Annotated in this window: 19 protein-coding genes; 6 read left to right on the forward strand and 13 right to left on the reverse strand. The window is 44.9% G+C overall.

Going from position 1 to position 24,790, the window contains the following annotated elements; translation table 11 throughout:
• From T488_RS0108645 to T488_RS0108665, 5 genes are all read right to left on the reverse strand, one after another.
• Positions 1 to 1,515: a TerB N-terminal domain-containing protein gene (locus T488_RS0108645; RefSeq protein ID WP_028520430.1), complete on the reverse strand. Its 1,515-nt coding sequence runs from the start codon at positions 1,513 to 1,515 to the stop codon at positions 1 to 3.
• 121 nt (positions 1,516 to 1,636) lie between these two features.
• On the reverse strand, positions 1,637 to 2,230 hold the full coding sequence (locus T488_RS0108650) for a DUF308 domain-containing protein (RefSeq protein ID WP_028520431.1): 594 nt from the start codon (positions 2,228 to 2,230) through the stop codon (positions 1,637 to 1,639).
• A 10-nt stretch (positions 2,231 to 2,240) separates the two neighbouring features.
• Entirely contained in the window at positions 2,241 to 4,928 is a 2,688-nt protein-coding gene (locus T488_RS0108655) for a transglutaminase-like domain-containing protein (protein ID WP_028520432.1), read from the reverse strand.
• Positions 4,928 to 6,121: a DUF58 domain-containing protein gene (locus T488_RS0108660; protein ID WP_028520433.1), complete on the reverse strand. Its 1,194-nt coding sequence runs from the start codon at positions 6,119 to 6,121 to the stop codon at positions 4,928 to 4,930. The genes T488_RS0108655 and T488_RS0108660 overlap by 1 nt, the downstream gene beginning before the upstream one ends.
• Positions 6,122 to 6,130: 9 nt before the next feature.
• Positions 6,131 to 7,084, reverse strand: coding sequence for an AAA family ATPase (locus T488_RS0108665; RefSeq protein WP_028520434.1), 954 nt, complete (start codon positions 7,082 to 7,084; stop codon positions 6,131 to 6,133).
• 448 nt (positions 7,085 to 7,532) lie between these two features.
• On the opposite strand from T488_RS0108665, the gene T488_RS18760 reads away from it, so the two are divergent.
• The 6 genes from T488_RS18760 to T488_RS0108695 all read left to right on the forward strand — a co-directional run bounded on the left by T488_RS18760 (position 7,533) and on the right by T488_RS0108695 (position 16,255).
• Entirely contained in the window at positions 7,533 to 8,516 is a 984-nt protein-coding gene (locus T488_RS18760; RefSeq protein ID WP_028520435.1) for a cell wall hydrolase, read from the forward strand.
• 190 nt (positions 8,517 to 8,706) lie between these two features.
• Positions 8,707 to 9,057 (forward strand): arsenate reductase family protein, encoded by a 351-nt coding sequence (locus T488_RS0108675; protein WP_028520436.1) that lies wholly within the window; start codon positions 8,707 to 8,709, stop codon positions 9,055 to 9,057.
• Positions 9,058 to 9,161: 104 nt separating this feature from the next.
• A complete protein-coding gene (locus T488_RS0108680; protein ID WP_028520437.1) occupies positions 9,162 to 11,666 on the forward strand; it encodes a heavy metal translocating P-type ATPase in 2,505 nt (834 codons plus the stop codon).
• Positions 11,667 to 11,798: 132 nt separating this feature from the next.
• Entirely contained in the window at positions 11,799 to 13,778 is a 1,980-nt protein-coding gene (locus tag T488_RS0108685) for a toprim domain-containing protein (protein WP_028520438.1), read from the forward strand.
• An 11-nt stretch (positions 13,779 to 13,789) separates the two neighbouring features.
• Positions 13,790 to 14,014: a hypothetical protein gene (locus T488_RS0108690; RefSeq protein ID WP_028520439.1), complete on the forward strand. Its 225-nt coding sequence runs from the start codon at positions 13,790 to 13,792 to the stop codon at positions 14,012 to 14,014.
• Positions 14,015 to 16,255, forward strand: coding sequence for a DNA gyrase/topoisomerase IV subunit A (locus T488_RS0108695; protein ID WP_028520440.1), 2,241 nt, complete (start codon positions 14,015 to 14,017; stop codon positions 16,253 to 16,255).
• A 36-nt stretch (positions 16,256 to 16,291) separates the two neighbouring features.
• Here the strand turns inward: T488_RS0108695 and T488_RS0108700 are convergent, their stop codons facing one another.
• The 8 genes from T488_RS0108700 to ftsH all read right to left on the reverse strand — a co-directional run bounded on the left by T488_RS0108700 (position 16,292) and on the right by ftsH (position 24,777).
• Positions 16,292 to 17,266: an aldolase catalytic domain-containing protein gene (locus T488_RS0108700; RefSeq protein WP_028520441.1), complete on the reverse strand. Its 975-nt coding sequence runs from the start codon at positions 17,264 to 17,266 to the stop codon at positions 16,292 to 16,294.
• A gap of 191 nt (positions 17,267 to 17,457) precedes the next feature.
• Entirely contained in the window at positions 17,458 to 18,279 is an 822-nt protein-coding gene (locus T488_RS0108705) for a putative ABC transporter permease (RefSeq protein ID WP_037297613.1), read from the reverse strand.
• 3 nt (positions 18,280 to 18,282) lie between these two features.
• Positions 18,283 to 18,951, reverse strand: coding sequence for a lactate utilization protein (locus tag T488_RS0108710; RefSeq protein ID WP_028520443.1), 669 nt, complete (start codon positions 18,949 to 18,951; stop codon positions 18,283 to 18,285).
• Positions 18,952 to 19,014: 63 nt separating this feature from the next.
• Positions 19,015 to 19,542: a ribosome hibernation-promoting factor, HPF/YfiA family gene (gene hpf / locus T488_RS0108715; protein WP_028520444.1), complete on the reverse strand. Its 528-nt coding sequence runs from the start codon at positions 19,540 to 19,542 to the stop codon at positions 19,015 to 19,017.
• Between the two features lie 142 nt (positions 19,543 to 19,684).
• Positions 19,685 to 21,046 carry a penicillin-binding transpeptidase domain-containing protein gene (locus T488_RS0108720; protein ID WP_028520445.1) on the reverse strand — a complete coding sequence of 454 codons (1,362 nt, stop codon included), beginning with the start codon at positions 21,044 to 21,046 and terminating at the stop codon, positions 19,685 to 19,687.
• Entirely contained in the window at positions 21,043 to 22,335 is a 1,293-nt protein-coding gene (locus T488_RS0108725) for an FtsW/RodA/SpoVE family cell cycle protein (protein WP_028520446.1), read from the reverse strand. The genes T488_RS0108720 and T488_RS0108725 overlap by 4 nt, the downstream gene beginning before the upstream one ends.
• The gene (locus tag T488_RS0108730) at positions 22,325 to 22,744 is read right to left on the reverse strand and encodes an FHA domain-containing protein (RefSeq protein ID WP_028520447.1); all 420 of its coding nucleotides are present in this window, start codon (positions 22,742 to 22,744) and stop codon (positions 22,325 to 22,327) included. The genes T488_RS0108725 and T488_RS0108730 overlap by 11 nt, the downstream gene beginning before the upstream one ends.
• Positions 22,745 to 22,860: 116 nt before the next feature.
• A complete protein-coding gene (gene ftsH, locus T488_RS17490; RefSeq protein ID WP_037297616.1) occupies positions 22,861 to 24,777 on the reverse strand; it encodes an ATP-dependent zinc metalloprotease FtsH in 1,917 nt (638 codons plus the stop codon).
• Positions 24,778 to 24,790: the final 13 nt, after the last annotated feature.

The following is a 24,790-nucleotide window of genomic DNA, read 5'->3' on the forward strand; positions in this document are numbered from 1 at the left end:
TTACTCCTTATTATCCGGGAACATTTCCCTAAGTTCATCTGTGTAATCCTCAATAAGCTCAGGTCTGTCGGCAGAGAAGTCTATAACAGTATCTCCGAAAGTATCAAACAGCTTCTCATTTATGCTGTCGGCGAGTATCGACACCATTTTACCGCAGCTTTTAGCGGCAGCATCAACATCTCTGCCGTACAGCAGTGCTTTTATAAACAAGCTTTCGTCATTATCAAGGGGACTATCATCTGTATTTTCGTGTATCTCTTCCTTTTCAACAACAGTTTGCTCGGGCAAAGGCGTAACATCAGGATATTCGTTTTCGTCTACAAGCAGTTTTTCGCGGGTGCTGTCAGCAGCTTTGCGTATGCAGGCGAGTTTGGAAAAGTCGATCTCTATCCTTGAAGCTTCAGCACGGCGTTTTTCTTCATAGAGGCTGTCTATCTCTGACTGAATTATCTTTACGGCAGCCTTTGAAACTCCTGTATAGCTTATTTTGTGCTTGAAGTCGTTTTTATCGCGCATCAGACTGTCCACAGCCTTGACCAGGTCTCCGAGATGTCCGTTTCTGCCGCGGTTTCCATAGTATTTTCGGCATTTCCATTTTCCGCTCTTACAGGTAAAGGAATGTATTTCATTGAGTGTATATTCACAGTCCCTGAGAGATCGTCTGTCATAGAATATGGACGAGGCGAACATATTGTATGAGCACTCAACTATACTTCCGAAGAGCTTGTCACAGAGCGAGTTCTTTCGCTTATCACGGAAGAACTCCGAGAGCTTTCTGAAGCTCCTTACCGTTACTTCCTTCATATCGTCGGGGCAGGCAGCAAAGAAAAGTGACTTTTTCAGCTGGTATGCAGAAAGAGCGTCAATAGCGGCGAAGAGCTCCTCGTCGCTGTGTTTGTCCCAGTGTATGAGAGTGAGCAGCAGTTTATCATATTGTATGTCCGCTAAATCATCTGCAAGAGAGCTGTCCAGACCATAATAAACTATAAAATCTCTTAGCCACATATCGGTGTATTTTGTAATGCTTTCGTCTATTACGGAATAATCTTTGCAGAAGCTTATGAACATATTAAAGCAGTCGACAGGTTCTTCATAACCGATACAGTTTATCAGTTCATAGAGGTATATGTAAACAAAGGGGGCAGGAGCCTTTTCGATATTTCCTTTACGTATTTTTGAACGCCAGGAGAAATAGCCTCTTAGCTGTTCGGTAGTCATATCACGGTATGAAGGATAATACTTGACAAAATCCTCTTTATAATCGTAAACGTCATCGAAGTCCTCCATGAATTTGCCCTGAGTGTAAAACAGCCAGGCAGAGGTCTTCCAGTAAGCTTCGGGAGTGAAGGCAAGCCCCTTCATTTCCTTTATCTTTTCCGGAGTTCTGGGGCGTGGGATCTGCGACGCAGTACGTATTATAGGTTCATCAGTGTATATCTTGTCGCGGAAAGCGCGGCTTTTAAGAAGCTTCTCATCATTCAGTATCTGGTGAAGTATCTCTTTTACGTCTGACATTTTTCACGCCCCCTTTTCTGCAAGTTCAACTTATATTATAACACATATATACACCGTTGTCAAACACTTGTTCGATTATGAAGACAAAAAAGATACTGCCGATCTCTCGGCAGTATCATAGTTATTCTATACGGTTATTTATCTCGTCGGGCTTTTCTACTCCCGATGTGTCGATTATATTATCAGAGGCATTGTTGCTGTTTCCGCTTATATTTCCTGCGTTTCTCTGATTGATAACGTGGACGACATAGTAGTTGAATGCGGCAAAGAGAAGGAGCAGTACACCTGTAAGTATACGGATAATCTTGCTTGCGTGGAACGGATTGAACATGAAGAATATTCCTGCTACCAGAAGTAGTATGCCGAATACCAGCTGTACATTCCTCATACCGTTGGAAAGATCTTTTTTACGGGACTTGACTATCTGGACGATACCAACGATAACAAGCACCATTCCTGCTATAATTGCGATATGAGAGCTTATAAGCTTCGGCAGATACATGATGAACAAGCCGATACCGGCTCCGACCATGCCTACAGAGAAGAGTGATCCGCCCTCTCCGCCCGACAGACCGGTGAGAAGGCTTCCTATAATGATGATACCACCGATTATATAGAAGACCCATGCCAGAACACCCGGAAAGAATGTGAGGAGTATACCGCAGGCTGTCAGCAGGATAGCTTTGAATAAATATCCCGAATTATCAATTTTCATGATACCCCTCCTATTTCAGAACACTGACATACATCAGCTTCAGCTTGTTTACACGATTTGACTTGCTATAGAGCTTGTCCGAGATAGACTCAACAGTTTTGAGGCATTCCTCGACTTCCTCAGCGGTAGGAGTTTCCTTGCTGAAGGTCGCTCTGAGAGCAACATCTGTGAGCTTTTCAAAGGCACCTTTTTCAAAATAGATGCCGCCGTAATTCTTTTCTACATCCTCGGCGAAGCTCTTGTAGTTGCCGTTTTCGCTTCTCATTTCCAGCGTTTCAAGGAGCTTTTCTGCATAAGCGTAGATATATCCTGCCTTCTTCTCGGCTTTTCCTGTAGTAAAGCGCTTTTTTCTCAGATTGATGATGAAACGTCTTCTGAGAAGTATGAAAGCAGCTATAAGGATCATTGCAAAGAGAACGAGAAGTATATTTCCGACTGCCTTGGGGATATGAATACCATTGCCGTGTCCTGAACCGATGGCACCGTGTCCTGTGGTTGCGGGAGCTGTCGACGAGGCAGTTACGGTGGTAGTTGTTGCCGCCTTTGTGGCGGGACCTGATGTACGTTCAGCAGTGGTCATTGTAGTAGTGGTTGCATCATTGGTAGTAGGCTCAGCAGTTGTAACAGGCTGTGTTGTTATCTCGCGTGTGGAGTATCCTGCGGTGAATTCGTAGGGGACCCAGCCTATGCTGTCAAGATAGATCTCAGCCCAGGCATGGCTCCTGTTGTCCTTTACGTCGATGGTAAGTGAACCGTCGTTATTTTGCTTTCCTGCATTCTGATCGTTCTCAACAACGATATATCCTGTTGCATATCTTGCGGGGATACCTGCCATTCTTGCAAGCATAACGCCTGAAGTGGCGAAGTGTGTACAGTATCCCTTTTTGTTCTCAAGAAGGAAGTAGTTGACAAAGTCGCGGTTTGAAGGAGTTTTTCTCGGATAGAGCGAGTAGGTACACTCAGACTCCATACGGCTGTGTATGCCGTCAAGTACAGCGAATGTACTCTCTACAGTACCATCATAAGCGTCAAGAATGTCAGCGTAATGTTCGCGGACTTCCTCCATAGCCTTTGTATCAGGGACCTCAAGATAGTTATCATAAACGAAGTTCTTGTAGCTGTTCTGGAGCAGCTCTGCAAGAAGTGTGTCTCCGTCATTCAGAAGATAATTAGGATCAGCATGAATGTCAAAGTCAACGGGGAAGAAGTCGTCGTAGGAGATCAGGTCGTTTTCACGGCAGTATTTGAGTATCTTCTCACGCTTCTTGCTGTCGGTTATGTCCGAAGCAGAGTAGACTACTCGTGAAGGCACATATTTGTTCTGCTGTTCCGAGAAAATGAGCTTGTTTGAGAGATCATCTACATTAACATTTATGAACTTATAAGAGCTTTCTCCCTTTTTGGCACCCTTGTTGGAAATTGTAAGATCCTTGTTATAAGAAATCCCGTTTACACCGATAGTGCCATATGGAGCATATGTGTGACGGCTTTTCTTCTGACTTGGTTTGATCCAGATAGTTGTTTCCTGATAAGAAGGATCCAGAAGTTTTGTGAACATGGCAGGAAAATCCTGTGGATGAAGATCATATGAATCAAAATCATCGAAGATCTCATGCTTATATGAAGATGAAGGAAGTCCGAACCACTCGTTGTTCTTGTAAATAGCGCCTGAATAGTCTTTAAGGTAAAGCGCACCCTCCATAGGATGCTCCAATGTAACAGTAAGGTCTGTGACATTCTTGTATCTTACATGGTCATTGGTACCGAGTTTGTGGTTTTCGTACTCAAAATCAAATCCGATGGCACTGCTTAAGTTTGAAAGGCTTTCGGCAAGATTATCAAATGAAAAATCGTTGAGTGCCTCAGTGACCTCACGGCGCTTATTATCAAGCTTTTCACTTCTTTTATAGTGTGTGAGCTTAAGGAAGCAGGAAGAAACACCTGCAACAGCGATAACAGAGGCAACGATGAGCATTCCGCACTTCTCAGTGACCTTGAGCTTCATATGCCGTTTCGGGAAGAACAGGTCGTTCTTTCGGACAAATCCGCTCTGTCCGCCAGAGTATTCACCTACATCGATGGTTGACATGGCAAGCAGAGCCAGCCAGAAGGCGATACAGAGTATTCCCCATAAAACAGGTACTCTGATGCCGTTGTACATTCCGATCTCAAGAACAGGGAATGTAGTCATCAGCGGCAGCACCGGATTGGGACGGCAGATAGTGAAGAAGAATACAACAATAGCCAGCAGCCAGATATAGAAGATGAACAGCGTATTTACCGACGGTATCTCCAGAGCTGATTTAAGACCCTTGTAGTATTCGATCTCAGAGTGATAAGCGTCCTTATATATAATATTGTATATGAATTTGAAGCCAAGAGCTATTTTAGATGCTTTCTTGTATGCGCCGATGACAAACAGAACAACAGAGCCTGCATAGACCCATAGTGCTTTTTTAGAGATCAGAGCAAGTACAAGGTAGAATGTTCCGATAGCAGCTGCTGCAAAGAATATCTTCTTTGGTGAATAGTTGAAACTGAACATTCCAAGAAATGCCATGATCACCGAAACAAAGCCGATAACTGCAATAGCTGCCGAGAAGGGCTTTCGGTAATTGGCGTGTTTTCTTTTAACGGACATAACAATGCTGTCGCTGATGGATATGCCGTTTTTGTTTTGTATGTTCTTTCTTTTCATTATATATCTATATCCTTTATCGAGGCAGAGATCTTGCCTACGGCTACGGGGATAACACTGAGAGACTGGTATCCGGAAAGCTTTTCAGCAAGGCTCTGAGCCGAGTTTACGACAAGAATTGCGTTCTTAAAGTCAGCTTCGATGTTTTCGTCGATATGATCGAGCATTTTATGGCTTGTGGCTGAACTTATCATCGAGAACGAAGCATATGAAAGTGAATTGTTTTCAGAGAAGTAGACCTCCGGGGACTGACAGAAAAGATCATCCCTTAAAGAGGTTATTATCTCGCTTATGAGAACTGTAAGATCTGATGGAGCTGTAATAGTATGCTCCACAAACCTGTTCTGTGACGAATTGAAGAATATCACAGAGTGACCGCGCTCATTCTCCAGCAGGAACTGAGAAAGAGAAATAGCCGTTTCGATAAGGGTATCGAAAACAGGCAGAGTCAGCTCGCTGTCCTCATAGCATTTAAGATCAAGGAAAAGAGAACAGGGGACATCAATTGGAAGGCTGTAGTCCTTGACGATGAAATCGTCCTTCTTTGAGCTGAGCTTCCAGTGGATACGGTTGAGCTTGTCGCCCTGATTGTACTCTCTTAGGTCAAATACCTCCGAGGGATCGTCGCCCGGCTTGTACTCTGAGAAAATATCACTTTCCTCGTTGACGCGGTCGGTATAGTGTACTATACCGCCTATCTCATGACATTCGGGCATTACAGCCACCTCTGTGCAGATATTCTTGGCTGTTTTGAATCTGAAAAGTCTCAGCGGATCATAAATATTCAGGTACGCTGAGCGTATTTTGATTATTCCGCAGAATTTAGAACTCAGTTGAAATGTCACGCGCTGAGAATTTCTTGATTGTATGGGCAGATAGAGATCGAAAGCAGAGACCTGGTCGCTGAACACATTATAATACTCAATGTGAGCTTCTGCTTTTCCGATAGGAAAAATACTTCTGTTTGTTACCACCAGCTGTACAGGGAAGTCCTTGTTTTTTGCGACATTCTTGTCTTTTACGGCAAATTCCACTGTTATGAGCTTCTTGGTGATCAATGTTGTTATAAACATTATAATAGGAAGGGCTGCAATAACGATCAGAAGAATGAGAGCAAAGTCCCACACATAGAGAACGTAGAAGCAGAGACATACTATTATAAGTATAATAAACAGGATCTTTGTCAGGATCATATTTTACCCTTACTTTGCGCTGATCCCGGGAACGGGAACGGTCTTCAGTATCTCGGTAATGATGTCGGAGGCGCTGGTCTCTGAAAGCTTTGCCTTTGAATTGAGCATTATCCTGTGCTCAAAAACATCATTGCAGATGTACGAAATATCTTCCGGGATAACATAATCTCTGCCCATTGCAACTGCAATACCCTTTGAGAGCTGCATAAGAGCCAGTGTACCTCTGGGGCTGACGCCAAGCTTGAGCATAGGATGATTACGCGTAGCAGCCGAAAGCGATACTATGTACTCATAGATCCTGTCATCAACATAAATATTGGAAATATACTCCTGAAGTTCAGTAATAAAAGAACTATCAGCAACAGGATTTACATTATCAAGAGGATTATTGTTTCGCTTTGCTTTCAGGATAGTTACCTCGCCGTCAAAATCGGGGTAACCCATGCTGAGCTTGATCATGAAACGATCCAGCTGGGAATCGGGGAGATTGTGAGTACCTGCGGAACCGATAGGGTTCTGGGTAGCGATAACGGTATAGGGCTCGGGGAGCTTATAGGTATTTCCGTCAACAGTGATACTCTTTTCTTCCATGAGCTCAAGGAGAGCAGACTGAGTTTTGCTTGATGTACGGTTGATCTCGTCAGCAAGGAAGAGATTACAGAAAGCAACACCGGGACGGAACTCAAATTTGCCGTTGCTCTTATTGTATACAGAAAATCCTGTAACGTCAGAGGGGAGTACATCGGGGGTAAACTGCATACGGTTATGCTCCAGTGAAAGCGCCTTTGAAAAGGCAAGCGCAAGGGTCGTTTTACCAACACCGGGAATATCCTCAATGAGGATATGGCCCTTACAAAGCATTGCAAGAAGAGCCTTGATAATGATAGCGTCCTTGCCGATTACAGCTTTTTTGACCTCGGCAATGACAGAATTGATCTGATTTGTATAATACGTCTTGTTCATATTGTTTCTCCTGTAAAATTTGTTTATACCTATTTATTATAACATCAATGCCTTCTTTTTGCAATAGCTATCTGTATATTTTTACAAAACGCCAATGTAATTTTTCAGTTACTTTTTAGGGGATATGTATATGTCGAAAAAAAGGAAAAATGACGTTAAATAGGCGTTTGGATATTTTGGGATTTGCTCTGAATGGGCAGCTTTTGTTACCGTTTTGTAATAAACAGCTGATAAATAAACAGCTTTATTAATTTTGAGTTCATATATAATCCATAAAATAGAAATCTAATATGTGCAGTTTTACTTCGAGGATAGAATTATTGTGGAAAAAAGCAGCCACAAAATGGAAAAAATCCTAAAAGTATTGATATTTCGTAGGATATGTGTTATCATATCATCAGCCCGAAAAAATTTGAATGAAATTAAGTTTTCAGGAAAGGATGAGTTGATGGGTAATCTCAGAGCCGCAGCGTTAGCTTGCGGAGTAGTTGCATCAGTCCTGGGCGGAGGATTCGGAGTTGCATATCTTACATCTTCGACCGTAAGTACAGCTGATCTCGTTACTGAGGAAAATACAGACGATCCTGTCGTCGGTAGTTCAAACGCTTCAGCAACTGCAAGTACTTCATTTGCAGTTTCTAACGAGAAAACAACTACATACAACAGAACAACCACCAAGAAATCTTATACAGCCGAAAATACTACGGCTGCAAGCAAATTCTCAATGTACACAGAGGAAGGCACAACTTCCCAGTACAAAACAGAGGCCGCTACAGCAGCTTCACGGATTTCAAGATCGGTGCCAGCACCGGCTCACGCGCCGGCTGCATTAACACAGCCCTCCACACAGGCAGCTACAACAGCAGCAAAGGTTGCTATGATAACAGCTACTGATGTGAAGGTAACAACTACAGCGTATAAGCCTGTAGTAACTACAGCGATAATAACTACCGCTGCAACAACGACCACCACTGTTGCGACAACAACAACGACAGCTGTTACTACTACAGCTGCTCCCGAACCGACCACCACATACGTCGAAGTAACGGAGGAGCCTGAAGTATGGACAGAGGTTGAAGAAGTTTCCGACAGCGGGTCACTTCCGATATCCGATGAGGAGTATATAATACTCTGTAACGCAGTTGCACACGAAGCAGGCTGCAGTTGGATAAGCGAAACTGACAAGGCGTATGTTGTAGAGGTGATCATGAATAGAGTTAATTCACCTAAATTCCCGAATACGATCTATGACGTGCTTACACAGCCCGGTCAGTTCTCGGGATCTTATGGATATGTAAATTTGGGCACATATTCTTCATATGTCACTCAGAGCGTTAAAGATGCAGTAACACTTTACTTTACAGAGCCTGAATCCTTTACTCAGGGTTACCTTGGTTTCTGGGGTGACGGATACTGCAATCACTTCAAATAATAGGAAATAACGGTCGGCGTACTGCCGACTGTTTTTTTATCCTTTAGCCGAAGTAGATAAATGCAAAGATATGTGTTATAATGTTTCTGAGAAGATCAGTTTGTATCGCTGCTCATGCTCACCATATATATAAACGATACAAAAGTCGGAAATGTGACATTTTTTTAAAATAATTTTACGGAGGAATAATATGAAGTTTATATGCTATCCTAAATGTACTACCTGTCAGAAGGCGAGAAAATGGCTTGACGCTAATGGAGTTTCATATGAACTCAGAGACATCAAAGAGGATAATCCTTCATATGAGGAGCTCACGGAGTGGTACAAAATGAGCGGACTTCCGCTTAAAAAGTTCTTCAACACCAGCGGACAGGTTTATAAATCAATGGAGCTCAAGAACAAGCTTCCTGATATGACTGTTGAAGAGCAGTTAAAGCTTCTGGCAACTGATGGTATGCTTGTAAAGCGTCCCATACTTATCAATGGCAGTAAAATTGTGATAGGCTTCAAAGAGAGCGAATATGAGGAAGCTGTCAGATAACTTTCAAACGGACCTTATCGGTCCGTTTTTATGTTAGCCTTGGTTAATTGACACTTGTCAGCATATTTGATATAATAATATCAAGCAAATACGGAGGTGTTTTGATGAAACAATTCAATGTAACAGGCATGAGCTGTGCAGCCTGCAGCGCAAGGGTCGAAAAGGCTGTTTCGTCAGTCAAAGGCGTATCATCATGCTCTGTTAGCCTGCTTACCAATTCCATGGGAGTAGAGGGAACAGCTTCCGACAGTGATATAATAAATGCAGTAAAAAATGCAGGCTACGGCGCCTCCGTCAAAGGTGCAAAAGCTTCGTCATCTGCGGAAGATGAGCTTAAAGATACTGAAACGCCTGCTATGAAAAAGCGGCTTATTTCTTCTCTTGGCTTCCTGCTGCTTCTCATGTATATATCAATGGGGCATATGATGTTCGGTTTCCCGCTTCCGTCATTTATGGAGGGCAACCACGTCATGATGGGACTTGCTCAGATGCTGCTTGCTGCCATTGTCATGGTCATTAATCAGAAGTTCTTCATAAACGGCTTTAAAGGAATTATCCACCGCTCACCCAATATGGATACTCTTGTGGCTCTTGGCTCGGGAGCTTCTTTTGTGTACAGCACTGTTGCACTTTTCGCAATGACTGACGCTCAGCTGAAGGGTAATACTGACGCGGTCATGAACTATATGCACAATTTCTACTTCGAGTCAGCAGCTATGATACTGACGCTCATTACTGTCGGAAAAATGCTGGAAGCCCGCTCCAAGGGCAAGACCACCGACGCACTCAAGGGGCTTATGAAGCTTGCACCCAAGACAGCTGTCCTAATCCGTGAGGGCGAGGAGACTGAGGTGCCTGTTGAACAAGTCAAAAAGGGTGACATTTTCGCGGTTCGTCCCGGAGAGAGTATTCCGGTTGACGGTGTTATCATAGATGGTGAGAGCGCTGTGAACGAGGCTGCACTGACGGGTGAAAGTATTCCTGTAGATAAAGCAGCAGGAGACGGAGTTTCAGCAGCTACAATAAATCAGTCAGGCTACCTGAGTTGTGAGGCAACAAGAGTCGGCGAAGACACTACTCTTTCTCAGATAATAAAAATGGTCAGTGACGCCGCAGCTACAAAGGCTCCTATTGCAAAGATAGCTGATAAGGTATCGGGAGTATTTGTTCCTGTGGTTATCGGAATTGCACTTGTGACGTTTATTGTCTGGCTTCTGGTGGGAAGACCTGTAGGCTATTCTCTTGCAAGAGCAATATCTGTACTTGTAATAAGCTGTCCCTGTGCTCTCGGACTTGCCACTCCCGTTGCTATAATGGTGGGAAGCGGTGTCGGAGCAAAGAACGGACTGCTTTTCAAGACTGCCGTTTCACTTGAGGAGACGGGAAAGGTGCAGATCGTTGCACTGGACAAGACCGGAACCATTACAAGCGGTCAGCCAACTGTCACTGACATTATCACGGCAGAAAACACGACCGAGGTGGAGCTTCTCCGTCTGGCATATTCTCTTGAAAAGAAGAGTGAGCATCCTCTTGCAAAAGCAGTTCTCAAATACGGTGACGAGAATAATATCACCGCAGAAGATGTCAGTGAGTTCAGAGCTGTTGCAGGAAACGGTCTTACCGGTAAGAACGGCGACTGTATCCTCACAGGCGGTAATCTCGGTTTTATAAGTGAACATACCGAAGTTCCGCAGGAGGTCAGAGCTGCTGCCGAGTCTCTTTCAGAGCAGGGAAAGACACCGCTGTTCTTCGCTAAGGACGGAATACTAATGGGCGTCATTGCAGTAGCTGATGTCATAAAGGAGGACAGTCCGCAGGCAGTCAGAGAGCTTCGGAACATGGGTATCCATGTGGTCATGCTTACAGGCGATAACGAGAGGACTGCCAAAGCTATCGGTGAGCAGGCAGGCGTTGATGAGGTCATAGCAGGAGTGCTTCCTGACGGCAAGGAGAGCGTTATCCGCCGTCTGAAAAAGAAGGGCAAGGTAGCTATGGTGGGCGACGGAATAAATGACGCTCCCGCACTTACAGCTGCCGATATGGGCATAGCTATCGGTGCCGGCGCTGATGTAGCCATAGACGCGGCAGATGTAGTGCTCATGAAAAGCCGCCTCAGCGATGTTCCTGCGGCGGTACGTCTCAGCAGGGCAACTCTGAGAAATATCCACCAGAATCTTTTCTGGGCATTCATATACAACATTATAGGCATACCTCTTGCGGCAGGTGTTTACTACAAGCTTTTCGGTTGGCAGATGAACCCCATGTTCGGAGCGGCAGCCATGAGCCTTTCAAGCTTTTTTGTAGTGTCGAATGCTCTAAGGCTGAACTTTTTCAAGGTCCATGACGGCAGCCGTGACAAGAAGCGCAGTAACGTTCTTGCAGAAGTCAGCAGTGATACAAGTGAAGTAACTCTGAAAATAAAGGGTATGATGTGCACCCACTGTGAAGCGAGAGTAAAGAAAGCCCTGGAGGAACTGCCCTTTGTGGACGAGGCGATAACAAGCCATGAGAAGGGAACTGCAAAGCTTACTCTGTCAGGAGCTCTTGATGAAAAAGCAGTAAAAAAAGCGATAACCGATGCAGGATACAAATATCTCGGAACAAAATAAGAGAGAAAGCAGCTGTTATGGCTGCTTTTTTCGGTATATAGGGGATATTTTTTACTGCGGACTTGCAAAATCATTTCTGTTGTGCTATAATAATTAAGTATGCATTAAAACGTGACTGAAAGGCAGTGTATTATGGCTAAGAAACAAGATTACGGCAATGACAGTATCTCAATGCTGAAGGGCGCGGACAGAGTCCGTAAGCGTCCTGCTGTTATATTCGGATCGGACGGTCTGGACGGTTGTGAACATTCGATCTTTGAAGTCATCTCAAACTCAATAGACGAAGCCCGTGAGGGTTACGGTAATAAGATCATCATCACTCATTTCAGGAATAATGAGATAGAAGTAGAAGATTTCGGACGAGGCTGTCCTGTTGACTACAATAACAATGAGAAGCGCTATAACTGGGAGCTGGTCTACTGCGAGCTTTATGCAGGCGGTAAGTATGACACTTCAGCGGAGTCCTATGAGTATTCTCTGGGTCTGAACGGACTCGGTCTGTGCTCAACTCAGTTCTCATCTGAGTTCATGGACGTTGAAGTTATCCGTGACGGCTTCAAGTATGATCTTCACTTTGAAAAGGGAAACAATGTAGGCGGACTGAAAAAGGAGCCCTGCAAGAGAAAGCAGACAGGCACAAAGACCCGCTGGCGTCCCGACCTTGAGGTATTTACCGATATAGATGTTTCTGACGAGTTTTTCTGCGATATACTCAAGCGTCAGGCTATAGTAAACCCCAATATCCTTTTTGTGTTCCGCTCAGAAAACGAAGCAGGCGGTTTCAACGAGCAGGAGTTCTTCTATGAATCGGGAATTACAGAGTACGTTCAGGAGATAGCAGGGGATGGCGCTCTCACTTCCATCCAGCACTGGACAGCCGAAAAGAAGGGCAAGGACCGTGAGGACAAGCCTGAGTACAAGGTAAAGCTTGACGTAGCACTGACCTTCTCAAATAAGGCAAAGCTTACGGAGTATTACCATAACTCCAGCTATCTTGAGCACGGCGGCTCACCTGCCGAGGCAGTAAAGCGAGCATTCCAGTCTCAGATAGACAGCTATATAAAGTCCATTAACGGTTATCAGAAGAACGAGAGCAAGATAACCTACGCCGATGTTGAGGAGTGCCTTATCCTTGTATCCTCGTCATTTTCCACACAGACTTCATACGCCAACCAGACCAAAAAGGCTATCACTAATAAGTTTATCCGTGAAGCGATGACGGAGTTTCTCCGCCACCAGCTGGAGGTATATTTCATAGAAAATCCCGATGAGGCTCAGAAGATAGCCGAGCAGATACTCATAAACAAGCGCAGCCGTGAGAACGCTGAAAAGGTTCGTCTCAACGTCAAGAAGAAGCTGACGGGAACTATCGACCTTGCAAATATGGTCGAGAAGTTCGTTGACTGCCGTACCAAGGACGTTTCACGCCGCGAGATCTATATAGTGGAGGGCGATTCGGCTCTGGGTTCCGTTAAGCTGGCGAGAAATGCGGAGTTTCAGGCTATAATCCCTGTCCGCGGAAAGATACTCAACTGTCTGAAGGCTGAGTACACAAAAATATTCAAGAGCGAGATAATCACAGACCTTATCAAGGTACTTGGCTGCGGTGTGGAAGTTACCACCAAAGCTAACAAGGAGCTTTCAAACTTCGACATTAACAACTTCCGCTGGAGCAAGATTGTCATCTGTACCGATGCGGACGTTGACGGCTTTCAGATAAGAACACTTATCCTGACAATGCTCTACAGACTTACCCCTACTCTTATTGAGCAGGGATATGTATATATCGCCGAATCTCCGTTGTTTGAGATCAATACCAAGGAAAAAACCTATTTTGCCTACACCGAGCAGGAAAAACAGCGTATTCTTGATATGATAGGCGACAAGAAGCATACCATACAGCGCTCGAAAGGTCTCGGTGAAAACGAGCCCGATATGATGAGCCTTACGACTATGAATCCCGACACCCGCCGTCTTATCAAGGTAACTGCCGACGATATTACAGAGTCTGCAGAGGTTTTTGAGATGCTTCTTGGTGATGACCTTCAGGGACGTAAGGATTATATATCCGAATACGGAGCCGACTATCTTGAATTAGCAGATATAAGCTAAGGAGATTTGATATGAAAAGGGTCAAAATGACAAAATGCCGTTTCTGCGGCGGAACTGAGTTCATTACAGGCTATCAGAATTTTTACGGTGCGGTTTACAGCGCAGACAGTATGCTGCGTTCAACTTCACTGTATCATACTATCTGCCGCGACTGCGGAAGCGTTGTAAGGACCTTTGTAAAAGATCCCGAAAAGCTTGTGAAAAAAAGCGAAAGACGTACAGAAGGAGAATCATAAATGCCAAGAAAGAGGGAAACTCCCAAAAAGCAGCCCGTGTTCAAGCACGAGGCTTATATAGAGGGTTCGGGCAGTGTCGTTGATGAAAAGATAACGGACACGCTGAAAAAGAACTATATGCCCTATGCCATGAGCGTTATCATCTCCCGAGCTCTTCCCGAGATAGACGGCTTCAAGCCTTCACACAGAAAGCTTCTTTACATGATGTACAAGAGGGGACTGCTTAATCCCGATAAGGAGCGTTCAAAGTCTGCGAACGTGGTCGGTGAGACCATGAAGCTCAACCCCCATGGCGATCAGGCTATATATGAGACCCTTGTCCGTATGACAAGAGGCAACGAGGCTCTGCTCCATCCGTATATCGACAGCAAGGGAAACTTCGGTAAGCAGTACTCGAGCAAAATGCACTTTGCGGCTCCGCGATATACAGAGGTAAAGCTTGAAAAGATATGCAATGAGCTCTTCCGCGACATTGACAAGGAGACTATAGATTTCGTTCCTAACTATGATAATACCATGCAGGAGCCTACACTTCTGCCTGCAACCTTCCCGACAGTACTTGTAAACTCAAATACGGGAATTGCCGTTTCAATGGCAAGCAATGTGTGCCCCTTCAATCTTGAGGAGGTCTGCGAGACTACCATCGCTCTGATGAAAGATCCCGACCACGATATCCTCAGTACTCTCAAGGGTCCTGATTTTCCCGGCGGCGGACTTATGCTCTACGATGAGGCAGAGCTGAACAAGGTCTACGAGACAGGACGCGGAAGCATAAAGGTGCGCTCAAAGTACAGCTACGACAAGAGCGCGAACTGTATTGAGGTCACCGAGATCCCCTACACTACCACTGTTGAGGCTATCATCGAGAAGATAATCGACCTTGTAAAGCAGGGCAAGATAAGGGAGATCTCCTATATCCGTGATGAGACAGACATCGACGGTCTCAAGATCGCTATCGACCTCAAACGTGGAACAGACCCCGATAAGCTCATGCAGAAGCTCTATCGTCTGACTCCGCTCCAGGACAGCTATCCCTGCAACTTCAATATCCTTATCGCAGGAACTCCCAAGGTAATGGGCGTACGTGAGATACTTACCGAGTGGACTGCATTCCGTGAGGAGTGCATCATGCGAAGGACCTATCATGACCTCCAGAAGAAGAAGGAGAAGCTCCATCTTCTGGAAGCTCTCTCGAAGATACTTCTTGATATTGACAAGGCAATAAAGATAATCCGCGAGACCGAAAACGAAGCTGACGTTGTTCCGAACCTGATGATCGGCTTTGGAATAGACGAGGTACAGGCTGAATATGTGGCAGAGATAAAACTGCGTAATATCAACAAGCAGTACATTCTTCGCCGAGTTGAGGAAGTAGATCAGCTGAAAAAGGACATCGAGGAGATGGAGGAGATACTCCGCGACAAGAAGAAGATAAGAAAGATCATTGTAAATGAGCTCCGCGAAGTCATAAAGAACTATGCAATGCCCAGAAAGACCATGTTCTACTATCAGTCTGATGTTGAGGAAGAGGAGGTAATTGACGATACTCCCGATTATCCCGTACATCTCTTTGTATCAGACAGCGGCTACTTCAAGAAGATTACACCTCAGTCACTGAGAATGAGCGGCGAGCAGAAGCTGAAGGAGGGTGACTTCATCAGCCAGAGCTTTGAAGCAACTAACAAGACCGAGCTTGTTTTCTTCTCAGATCAGGCACAGGCGTACAAGTCAAAGGCAAGCGCTTTTGATGATACAAAAGCAAGCGTTATGGGCGATTATATCCCTGCAAAGCTAAGCTTTGACGAGAACGAGGGACTTAAAACTCTTGTTCCGACTACGGATTACAGCGGATATATCGTATTCTTCTTTGAAAACGGAAAGGCTGCAAAGGTTCCGATGAAGTCATATGAGACCAAGACTAACCGAAAGAAGCTGGCAAATGCTTATTCTGCAAAGTCGCCACTTGTGGCTGCACTTTTTGTTGGTGAGGACGCAGATATTCTCCTCAGGACATCAAGCGGCCATGCCCTTGTATTCAACACAGGCATGATACTGCCAAAGTCCACAAGAGACTCACAGGGCGTTCAGGTCATCAATCTGAGAAAGAAGGCTGTTCTTTCATCTGCTTCCATAATCACAGAGGAGGAGCTTCCCGAGCTGGAGAAGTACAGGGCAAAGAGCGTTCCTGCCGCAGGAAAGCCTGCAAAGGAGCTTGGCGACAGCAATCAGCTCACATTCTGATAAAAAAAGGACTGCTTTACAGCAGTCCTTGATTTTTTATTCCTGAGAGATTATCTCCTTGTAGAATTCGGAAACGTCCTTGCGCTTTTCCTTTGTGAACTGGATAGCGGTTCTGGGGTGCTGGTTGAAAAGACCTGTCAGCAGGTACTGAAGGTCATAGCCCCATACAGCACCTTCTTCGCGGAGCTTATCCATGTGCTTTTCGATAAACTGGAAAACAGGGTACACATTGTACTTGGGATTTTTCAGGAAGCCCAGGAGGAGCTCCATAGCGCAGTTTCCGGCGCCTCTGCCCATTGAGGAGTATGTGGCGTCAAGCCAGTCTACTCCGTCGCCGACAGCCTCGATTGTGTTTGCAAAAGCCAGCTGCTGGTTGTTGTGAGCGTGAATTCCGACCTTCTTGCCGTACTTGGCAGCGACCTCAAGGTAAAGGTCAGCTATCCGAGCGATCTGCTCCGGATAGAGAGAGCCGAAGCTGTCAACGATATAGAAAACATCAACAGGGGACTGTCCGAGAATATCAAGTGCGACCTTCATATCACTTTCCTGAGCGTTTGAAATTGCCATGATATTACAGCTGACTTCGTAGCCCTTTTTCTTTGCGTCCTCGATCATATCCACGGCTGTGGGGATCTGGTGAATATATGTAGCTACACGGATAAGGTCAACAGGACTGTTTTCGCGCTCAACGATGTCCTGCTTGTAGTTGCAGCGTCCTACATCAGCCATGATGGCGATTTTCAGGTCTGTATGGTTTTCGCCCACGATAGAGCGTATATACTCATCATCGCAGAACTTACATGGACCGAAATCCTCTACCTTGAACATTTCCTTGTCAGCTCTGTAGCCAAACTCCATGTAGTCAACGCCTGCCTTGAGGTTAGAGAGATAAAGATCCCTTACAAACTCATCGGTAAATCTGAAATCGTTTACGAGTCCTCCGTCACGCAGAGTTGCGTCAACAACTCTCACATCTGATCTGTAATTCATAAGCTTAGATATCTCTTTCATAAAAATTCCTCTTTCCGTGATACTGTAGCACTTTACGCTGTAACGCTTTACGCTGTAATGCTTTAAAGTCTCAACATATATAGTATAGCACACTTTATCTGCATTGTCAAACATTTTTTTGAATTCTGCGTTTTATATCAAAACACATAAAAAAACAGGGACATTTCAGACAATGTCCCCATTTTTTTATATTATTTACGCATTATTTCTTCTTTAAGCTTTTCCAGACGTTCCTTTATATCGTTTATTCTGTCAAATGAGAGCTTCGGGAAAGCTTTTGAAAGTCGTTTCAGAGTAATATCACGTTCCTCGGAGAGTTTTTTGTACTTAGCAGTTAGTTCTTCAAGCTTTTGTCTGCGCTCTGAATTTTTATTCTCAAGCTCTGTTTTCTTCTCTAAAACATATTCAACTCTGCCGAAAATTCTTTCTCCCGCAGCATCGGAGAGCTTCCGCATATCAGCAGAGATACGCTCTGTGAGTATGAGCTTGTTTCTTATATGGATAATGGCACATACCGTAATGATGGCATCGCTGAGAAAGCCTGTGAGAATTATCGACAGTAGAATAATGCCGAGTGTCTGCGGAAACTTAAATACAAACGCCGTAACGAGAGGGTGTATAAGTCGCACTGTCACAAGGCAGGCAACTCCCCATAGCAGGGAGAATTTAAGGCAGATATAGCCCTTCAGATTAAAACGCTCGTTGGTATAGTCCCACCACTTCTGTCTGAATATTTTTTCAAGGAGAAAGCCTGTGATGAATTCCAGAGTGGTAGTAAGCAGAACAGATCCGAGATACAGGACGATAATATTTTCCTTGATCGGATCAAGGACTCCGCATACGATTATAACTCCGAAGCCGTAGATTGGGCAGTATGGACCGTTGAGAAATCCGCGGTTGATGAATTTTCCATGCTCTACCGCCTGGTACACTACTTCCAGACACCAGCCGAAAAAAGCATATATCACAAAGAAACACGCAGTCTGATAGATTGTGGTCAATGTCTCATTCATAGATCAATAGCCCAGTTCTTCGCCGACGATAATGACCTTTATCCTGCCCTTGTGTCTCTGCTGTGCTGAAATAAGGTAGTTACAACATATTCTGCCGTCTCCGCCGCAGCCGTCGCTTATCTGCCGGTCAGCTTTGGAGAGGGATACACATTCTCCCTTTTCTTTACAATAGGTCTCGCAGTTAAGACGAACACAGTTAGGCGGAGCAGCCTCCCTCTTGACCCTTATCTCAGCCTCATTGAGGTCCCTGACTATTTTATTATAGCCTGCAATTATTATTACGGACTTGGGACCGTAAGCGATGGCAGCGATACGGTTGCTGTTTCCGTCAACATTGTATAGCACACCGTCCTCGGTTATAGCATTTGAGCTTGAGATATAAACGTCAGCTGAAAAGGCTCTTATATAGAGCTCCTGTACCTCCTCAGGAGTCATCTTTGAGCGGTCAAGGTAGGTATAGTCGGGTGAGGATAGAAGCTCGCTGAGTCCGCATTCAGCCATTGTCATTGTACCACCGTTGGTTATAACATCTCCCTTTTTGATGAGTGAGGCAACTATGGGACAGACGTCCTCTTTAGTCTCGGCGTAGTAGAACTCCATATTGTTCTTGCGCAGCTTTTCGCCCACAGCGTTGATTCTTTTTTCGATAATTGCTTTCTTGTTATTGTCCATTGTAAACACTCCTTTAAAAATCAATATGCGGGACATATAGCCCCGCATACTGTCATTATGAACTTAGTCGTTATCAGGTTCAAGAACCGCATAGTTGCCGTCTGCACGCTTATAAACCACGTTTATAAGACCTGTCTCGGCGTTGGTGAACATAAAGAACTCATGATCCAGCATATTCATCTGGAGAATAGCCTCGTCAATATCCATGGGTCTCATCTTGAACTTCTTATGCTTGATTACCTCGTAATCAACTGTATCAGGAACAGGATAAGCGAAAGCCTCCTTGAAGGCGGTATCCTTCAGCTTCTTTTCGACTTTGGTCTTGTTCTTTCTGATCTGTCTGATGATCTTATCGATAGCATCGTCAAGAGCAACATACTTATCCTCAGCTGTACGCTCTGCACGGAAAATAATGCTGTTGTATTTTACAGTAAGCTCAAGAATGATCTGGTTTTTGATCTCGGATATAACGATCTTTGCGTCAGCGTCGTCGCCAAAGAACTTTCCGAGACGTGAATCGATCCTTTTCTCAGCGTATTCAGTAAAGTTAGTCGGGATCTGCATTTTCTTAGCTGTGATGGTAGTTTTCATATTAGTCCTCCTTTAAGCTATGCGAAAAACATAGCATAAGTTTATGGTTATATTATACCATAATATAAGAGTCTTTACAAGATATTTTTGTTAAATTCGTTTAAATGCACAAAGAGAAATCTATTATTTGTTTAATCTGACATCAATTATTGTTTTTTAAATTATCAAGAAGCACCTGTGCAATCTGCTCTGTAGTGAGATAGCCGCTGTCCTTGTGTTCGATAAGAATGCAGAAAGCGATGGGGAAGGAAGGATCGTCCACAAAGCCAACAAGAAGTGAATTTTCATGTGCTCCTTCATCTACCTGAGCGGTACCGCTCTTTACGCCGACGGAGTATCCCGATATCGAATAAGCGTATCTGTCGGCGCCGTTGGTGAGAAGTATCTGCTTAGCCGCGGAAGCGGTGCTTTCGGAGAAAAGCTTGTCGCTGTAGCGTGTTTTGGCTTTGTCCTTTACCTTACCGCTGACATCAGTGACATGATCGATAAAATACGGCATAGTCATTCTGCCTGTCTCATTGGCAATGGCGCTCTGCCACATCATGAGCTGCATGGGACTTACAAGGGTATCGCCCTGACCGATACAGCCCCACTGGGTCTTGAACTGATACTTGTCCTCAAGAGTGGTGGAAGCAGTATCACACTGTATACCGTCGATCTCGTAATACGTAGGTTTATCTCCGTTGAGAACATAGCCCATCTTTTCGTACTGCTTCATAACTCTGTCCAGAGGCATATCGTCATCCTCAATAAGCTGTGCGAAAAAGGGATTACAGCTGTTCTCGAAAGCTTCCTGTATATTCTGGGTACCGTGACCGTAAATGTTGTGACAGTCGATAGTATCGCCGGTATGATTGGTGTATTTGCCTGAGCAGTTATAGCTTTTGGCGTAAAGATTGCTTGTTCCCATTATCTCAAGGGCTGTAACAACTGTTGAGACCTTCTGTGTAGAGCCGGGGACTGTACCTGACAAGGTCTTGGACAGGAGGGTACCGGGTCGGAAATTGCCAATGTCGGCATAGCCCTTGGTAACATCAAGGGAGGGGAGACTTGCACTTACAAGCATCTCACCGGTCTTATAATTATAAGCACAGACGCAGCCGTCCTGATAGCCGAAGGCATTGAATACCGCACGGTTTGAAGCATGGTCGAGAGTCGTATAGATAGCTGCCTTGCCGCCGTTCTGCTTTAGACCGTTTGAGAAATCGTAATTATTGAGCTTTTCGATGTTATTTGCGACAAGAGTATTGTTCATCTGACCCTTGTCATCACCGATGATATTTCCCACATCAAGGAAATAATTATCAGGGTAGGAGCCCTCTCCCGTACCGTCAAAGAGTACATCTCCTTTTCGGTCATAGACAAATCCAAGCTCATGCTTGTCGGAATTCATCATATAGAATGAGGATTCGTGTATCAGCTTGAATACAAGCACAGCCATTCCGAGAACGAAAAGAGATATTACAAGACTTATGAGTCTTTGCGTTCGCTTTATGCTCTTCATTCCTTCCACCTCCATGCAGGCTCGGGATCTTCCTGTTTTTTCTGCTTATGCTCCTTGAATACAGGGGACTGTCCTGCCATGAGCATACCTATCATAATTCCGCTTACAAGCAGTGAGCTTCCGCCTGTAGAGATAAAGGGGATGGTTACACCTGTGAAGGGGATAAGATTACATGAGCCGAAAATATTAAGTGCCATCTGGACAATGAAGGCTGCACATACACAGGCAGACATTGAACCATGGAAGTAAGAGCGTGTAGGATTGATAAGAGGCACAGCAGTGATGATTATAATAACAAGGACCATCATAAGTGCATAGAGAAGTCCCCATTCCTCACTTACTGTCGCAAATACAATATCGTTGTCATATGCGAATACATTGGCGAGGAAGCCCTTTCCCGGACCTACGCCGAACCAGCCTCCGTTTGCAATACCGATAAGTGCCTGTGACTGCTGATAGCCGTCACCTGTTTTATCGCTCCATATATCAACGTGAAGTCTGTGCTGAACGTAATCGGGGGCGTACTTGAGTCCAATGATAAGGAAGACAACAAGTACGGCGATAACTCCGAAAAGCTTTTTCTTGGAGAATTTAGCCTTGGGGTAGCATATCCTGAGGAGGAAGCCCATTGCGTAAATACTGAGGAATGTGGGAAGGCTTCCGTAGTCGTGGGACTTTACCTGTACAAGGCAGATTACAGCCATTATACAGAAAAGAGCGATGTTTTCGTAGACTACATTAAAAATGAGTATCTTGTGCCTTTTCTGCTGGTCTGCAATTGATGTGGCGCAGGCAAGAACAAACAGGGGCTTTATGAACTCAGAAGGCTGCAAAGTGAATGAGCCTATCTCTATCCACATATTCTCCGCACTTGTGAATACAAGGGTTATGAGGACCATAACGCCGATAGCGCCGTATATGTACAGTTTTTTATCCTGAAGTAGCTTGTGGTCCCTGCACAGCATATATCCTGCCTTGCAGGCAGCAAGACAAACGATACAGGTTATGTAGTGCTTAACGTCTAATTTGACATGTCCGAAACAGGACTGGAATATAACGCTCATACCTATTATAAGTATAAGCAGGAAGTCAAGGGCGTATGACATCTGCTTGAATGCGAGTATGACAGCGAAATAGGCGATGTCAAGTATAATGACAGCCGCGCCCAGCACTGCAACATCGCGGACTTCCGTATAATTGCCGTTGAACCAGATGTTGCTGAGCATTGCAAAGTGTGCTATAAGAACGAATATACATGAGAAAACATATGCAACAGGATTAGCGTACACGTGGATCCCTCCTTTTTCTGAAGAGAAGGCGGCGGTTTCCGAGCTTTATCATATCGTTTTCATGTAGCACGGCTTCACGGGTAAGCTCACCGTTTACAAATATGCCTGATTTTGAGCCGATGTCCTTTATTGTCCAGACACCATTCGCAACTGTCAGCATTGCGTGGTATCTTGAAACGGAAAGGTCGGGAAGTCTTATATCTGCCGAAGCGTGTCTGCCGATGAGTACTTCGTCACAGCCAAGCTCATAGGTCTTGTCCTGCTCAGCGAGCTCCATGTCACTTGAGACCTGATGCCAGTTCTTTTTAGTCGATTTCTTCTCACGATAAGCTGTTATGATGAGTACAAGGATACATATATCCAGTGCAGCCGCCGCAACAGCACATAGTATGAGATTAAGAGAATCCAAAATAACACCTCCGTGTAAAAATACTTTTTATATTATAACACAATGGAATAATTATTTCAACAACAAATCATTTGAATTAAAAATCCCGAAGAAAAGCTCTTCGGGATCTTTCGTTATTAGTTGTTTTCGGGAGAAGGCTCTTCGTCAAAGCCGAGACCGCCCACAGGCTCCTCAGGAGCATCATCTGTGAGGACTGATTCACTGATCTCGCCTCTCATAAGCTTTTCAAAATCGTCTCCGTCGATCTTTTCATATTTGAGAAGATACTTTGCAAGGAAGTGCATTTTGTCGGAATTGGCTCTGAGGATCGCTGTACAATCGCTGTAAGCCTTTTCGATGATGGAGCGAACCTCTTCATCGATCTGTGCAGCAACAGCCTCGCTGTAGTTCTTGGTGTGACCGTAGTCTTTTCCAAGGAACACCTCATCATTGTCTGAGCCATAGGTAACAGTACCAAGCTTTGAAGAGAAGCCGTACTTGGTTACCATGTTTCTTGCAGTAGCAGTCGCTCTTTCAATATCGTTTGAAGCACCTGTGCAGATGTCGTCCAGGAAGATCTCCTCGGCGCAGCGTCCGCCAAGCATAGTGATTATACGCTCACGCATCTGATTGCGGGAAACGTGCTGATCGTCTGTATCGGGACGGTAGATGGTAAGACCTGCTGCCATACCTCTCTGGATAATAGTAACCTGATGTACCTTATCCTGAGTAGGAAGATTGTACGAAGCGATAGCATGACCTGCTTCGTGATAAGCAGTTACCTTTCTGTCGTGCTCTGTAACTATCCTTGACTTTTTCTCGGGACCTGCAATGACCTTGAGTGTAGCTTCCTCAATATCAGCCTCTGTGATAGCACGGCGCTCATTTCTTGCTGCAAGGAGAGCAGCTTCGTTGAGCACATTTTCAAGATCCGCACCTGTAAAGCCCTGAGTAGTCCTTGCAATACGCTTAATATCAACATCGGGACCAAGAGGCTTGTTCTTTGCGTGGACTCTGAGTATCTCTTCACGTCCCTTGACATCGGGATATCCAACAACGATCTGTCTGTCAAATCTGCCGGGTCTGAGAAGTGCGGGATCAAGAATATCGCGTCTGTTTGTAGCAGCGATAACGATAACGCTTTCGTTTCCGGTAAAACCGTCCATCTCAACAAGGAGCTGGTTCAGTGTCTGTTCGCGTTCATCATGTCCGCCGCCGAGACCTGCGCCTCTGTGGCGTCCGACAGCATCGATCTCATCGATAAAAATGATAGCGGGAGCGTGCTTCTTAGCCTGCTCAAAGAGGTCTCTTACTCTTGAAGCACCTACACCGACGAACATTTCTACGAAGTCCGAGCCTGAGATAGGGAAGAAGGGACAGCCTGCTTCGCCGGCAACAGCACGGGCAAGAAGGGTCTTACCTGTACCGGGAGGTCCGAGAAGGAGAACGCCCTTGGGCACCTTAGCGCCAAGCTCAGTATATTTCTTGGGGTTCTTGAGATAGTCAACTATCTCGACAAGTTCCTGTTTTTCCTCATCTGCACCTGCAACGTCCTTGAAAGTAGCCTTTCTTGCACTTGCACCGTTTTTAAGGTTAGCCTTTCCGAAGGTGGTGTACTTACCGCCGCCTCCGCTCTGTTTCATCATAAAGTAGAGGATAGCGATTCCAAGGATTATAGTCAGCAGAACAGGGATAAGCGAGTAGAGCCATGTCCTGTCGGTGATCTTGATGTAGTCCTGTACAAGCGGAGCATCAGGATTATCCTCGTTATACTCCTGACGGTAGTTTTCAGTATCCGTAAGGAAGATATTAACGTTGGGGACAGTGTAATGCTTTTCGGTCTCATCGTCCTTGAGTTTGTAGGTCAGCTCTCCTGTGCCAAGATCAAGCTTGTAGTATGAGACCTGTTTGTTGTCGAAATAACTGATGACCGTAGTGTATTCGGTCTTATCTGCATCAGCATTGATCCTTGAACTGATGAAAACGAGACAGAAAACTGCGATAACGATCAACAGCAGGTAGGTAATAATACCCTTGCTTTTCTTTGGTGTCAAATTATCCTCTCCA

The organism is Ruminococcus flavefaciens ND2009, from assembly GCF_000621785.1.
Lineage (GTDB): Bacteria > Bacillota > Clostridia > Oscillospirales > Ruminococcaceae > Ruminococcus > Ruminococcus flavefaciens_C.

Coding starts and splice junctions, on each gene's coding strand:
- T488_RS0108645 (WP_028520430.1), bottom strand. CDS start 1,515: ATGTCAGACGTAAAAGAGATACTTCACCAGATACTGAATGATGAGAAG.
- T488_RS0108650 (WP_028520431.1), bottom strand. CDS start 2,230: ATGAAAATTGATAATTCGGGATATTTATTCAAAGCTATCCTGCTGACA.
- T488_RS0108655 (WP_028520432.1), bottom strand. CDS start 4,928: ATGAAAAGAAAGAACATACAAAACAAAAACGGCATATCCATCAGCGAC.
- T488_RS0108660 (WP_028520433.1), bottom strand. CDS start 6,121: ATGATCCTGACAAAGATCCTGTTTATTATACTTATAATAGTATGTCTC.
- T488_RS0108665 (WP_028520434.1), bottom strand. CDS start 7,084: ATGAACAAGACGTATTATACAAATCAGATCAATTCTGTCATTGCCGAG.
- T488_RS18760 (WP_028520435.1), top strand. CDS start 7,533: ATGGGTAATCTCAGAGCCGCAGCGTTAGCTTGCGGAGTAGTTGCATCA.
- T488_RS0108675 (WP_028520436.1), top strand. CDS start 8,707: ATGAAGTTTATATGCTATCCTAAATGTACTACCTGTCAGAAGGCGAGA.
- T488_RS0108680 (WP_028520437.1), top strand. CDS start 9,162: ATGAAACAATTCAATGTAACAGGCATGAGCTGTGCAGCCTGCAGCGCA.
- T488_RS0108685 (WP_028520438.1), top strand. CDS start 11,799: ATGGCTAAGAAACAAGATTACGGCAATGACAGTATCTCAATGCTGAAG.
- T488_RS0108690 (WP_028520439.1), top strand. CDS start 13,790: ATGAAAAGGGTCAAAATGACAAAATGCCGTTTCTGCGGCGGAACTGAG.
- T488_RS0108695 (WP_028520440.1), top strand. CDS start 14,015: ATGCCAAGAAAGAGGGAAACTCCCAAAAAGCAGCCCGTGTTCAAGCAC.
- T488_RS0108700 (WP_028520441.1), bottom strand. CDS start 17,266: ATGAAAGAGATATCTAAGCTTATGAATTACAGATCAGATGTGAGAGTT.
- T488_RS0108705 (WP_037297613.1), bottom strand. CDS start 18,279: ATGAATGAGACATTGACCACAATCTATCAGACTGCGTGTTTCTTTGTG.
- T488_RS0108710 (WP_028520443.1), bottom strand. CDS start 18,951: ATGGACAATAACAAGAAAGCAATTATCGAAAAAAGAATCAACGCTGTG.
- hpf (WP_028520444.1), bottom strand. CDS start 19,542: ATGAAAACTACCATCACAGCTAAGAAAATGCAGATCCCGACTAACTTT.
- T488_RS0108720 (WP_028520445.1), bottom strand. CDS start 21,046: ATGAAGAGCATAAAGCGAACGCAAAGACTCATAAGTCTTGTAATATCT.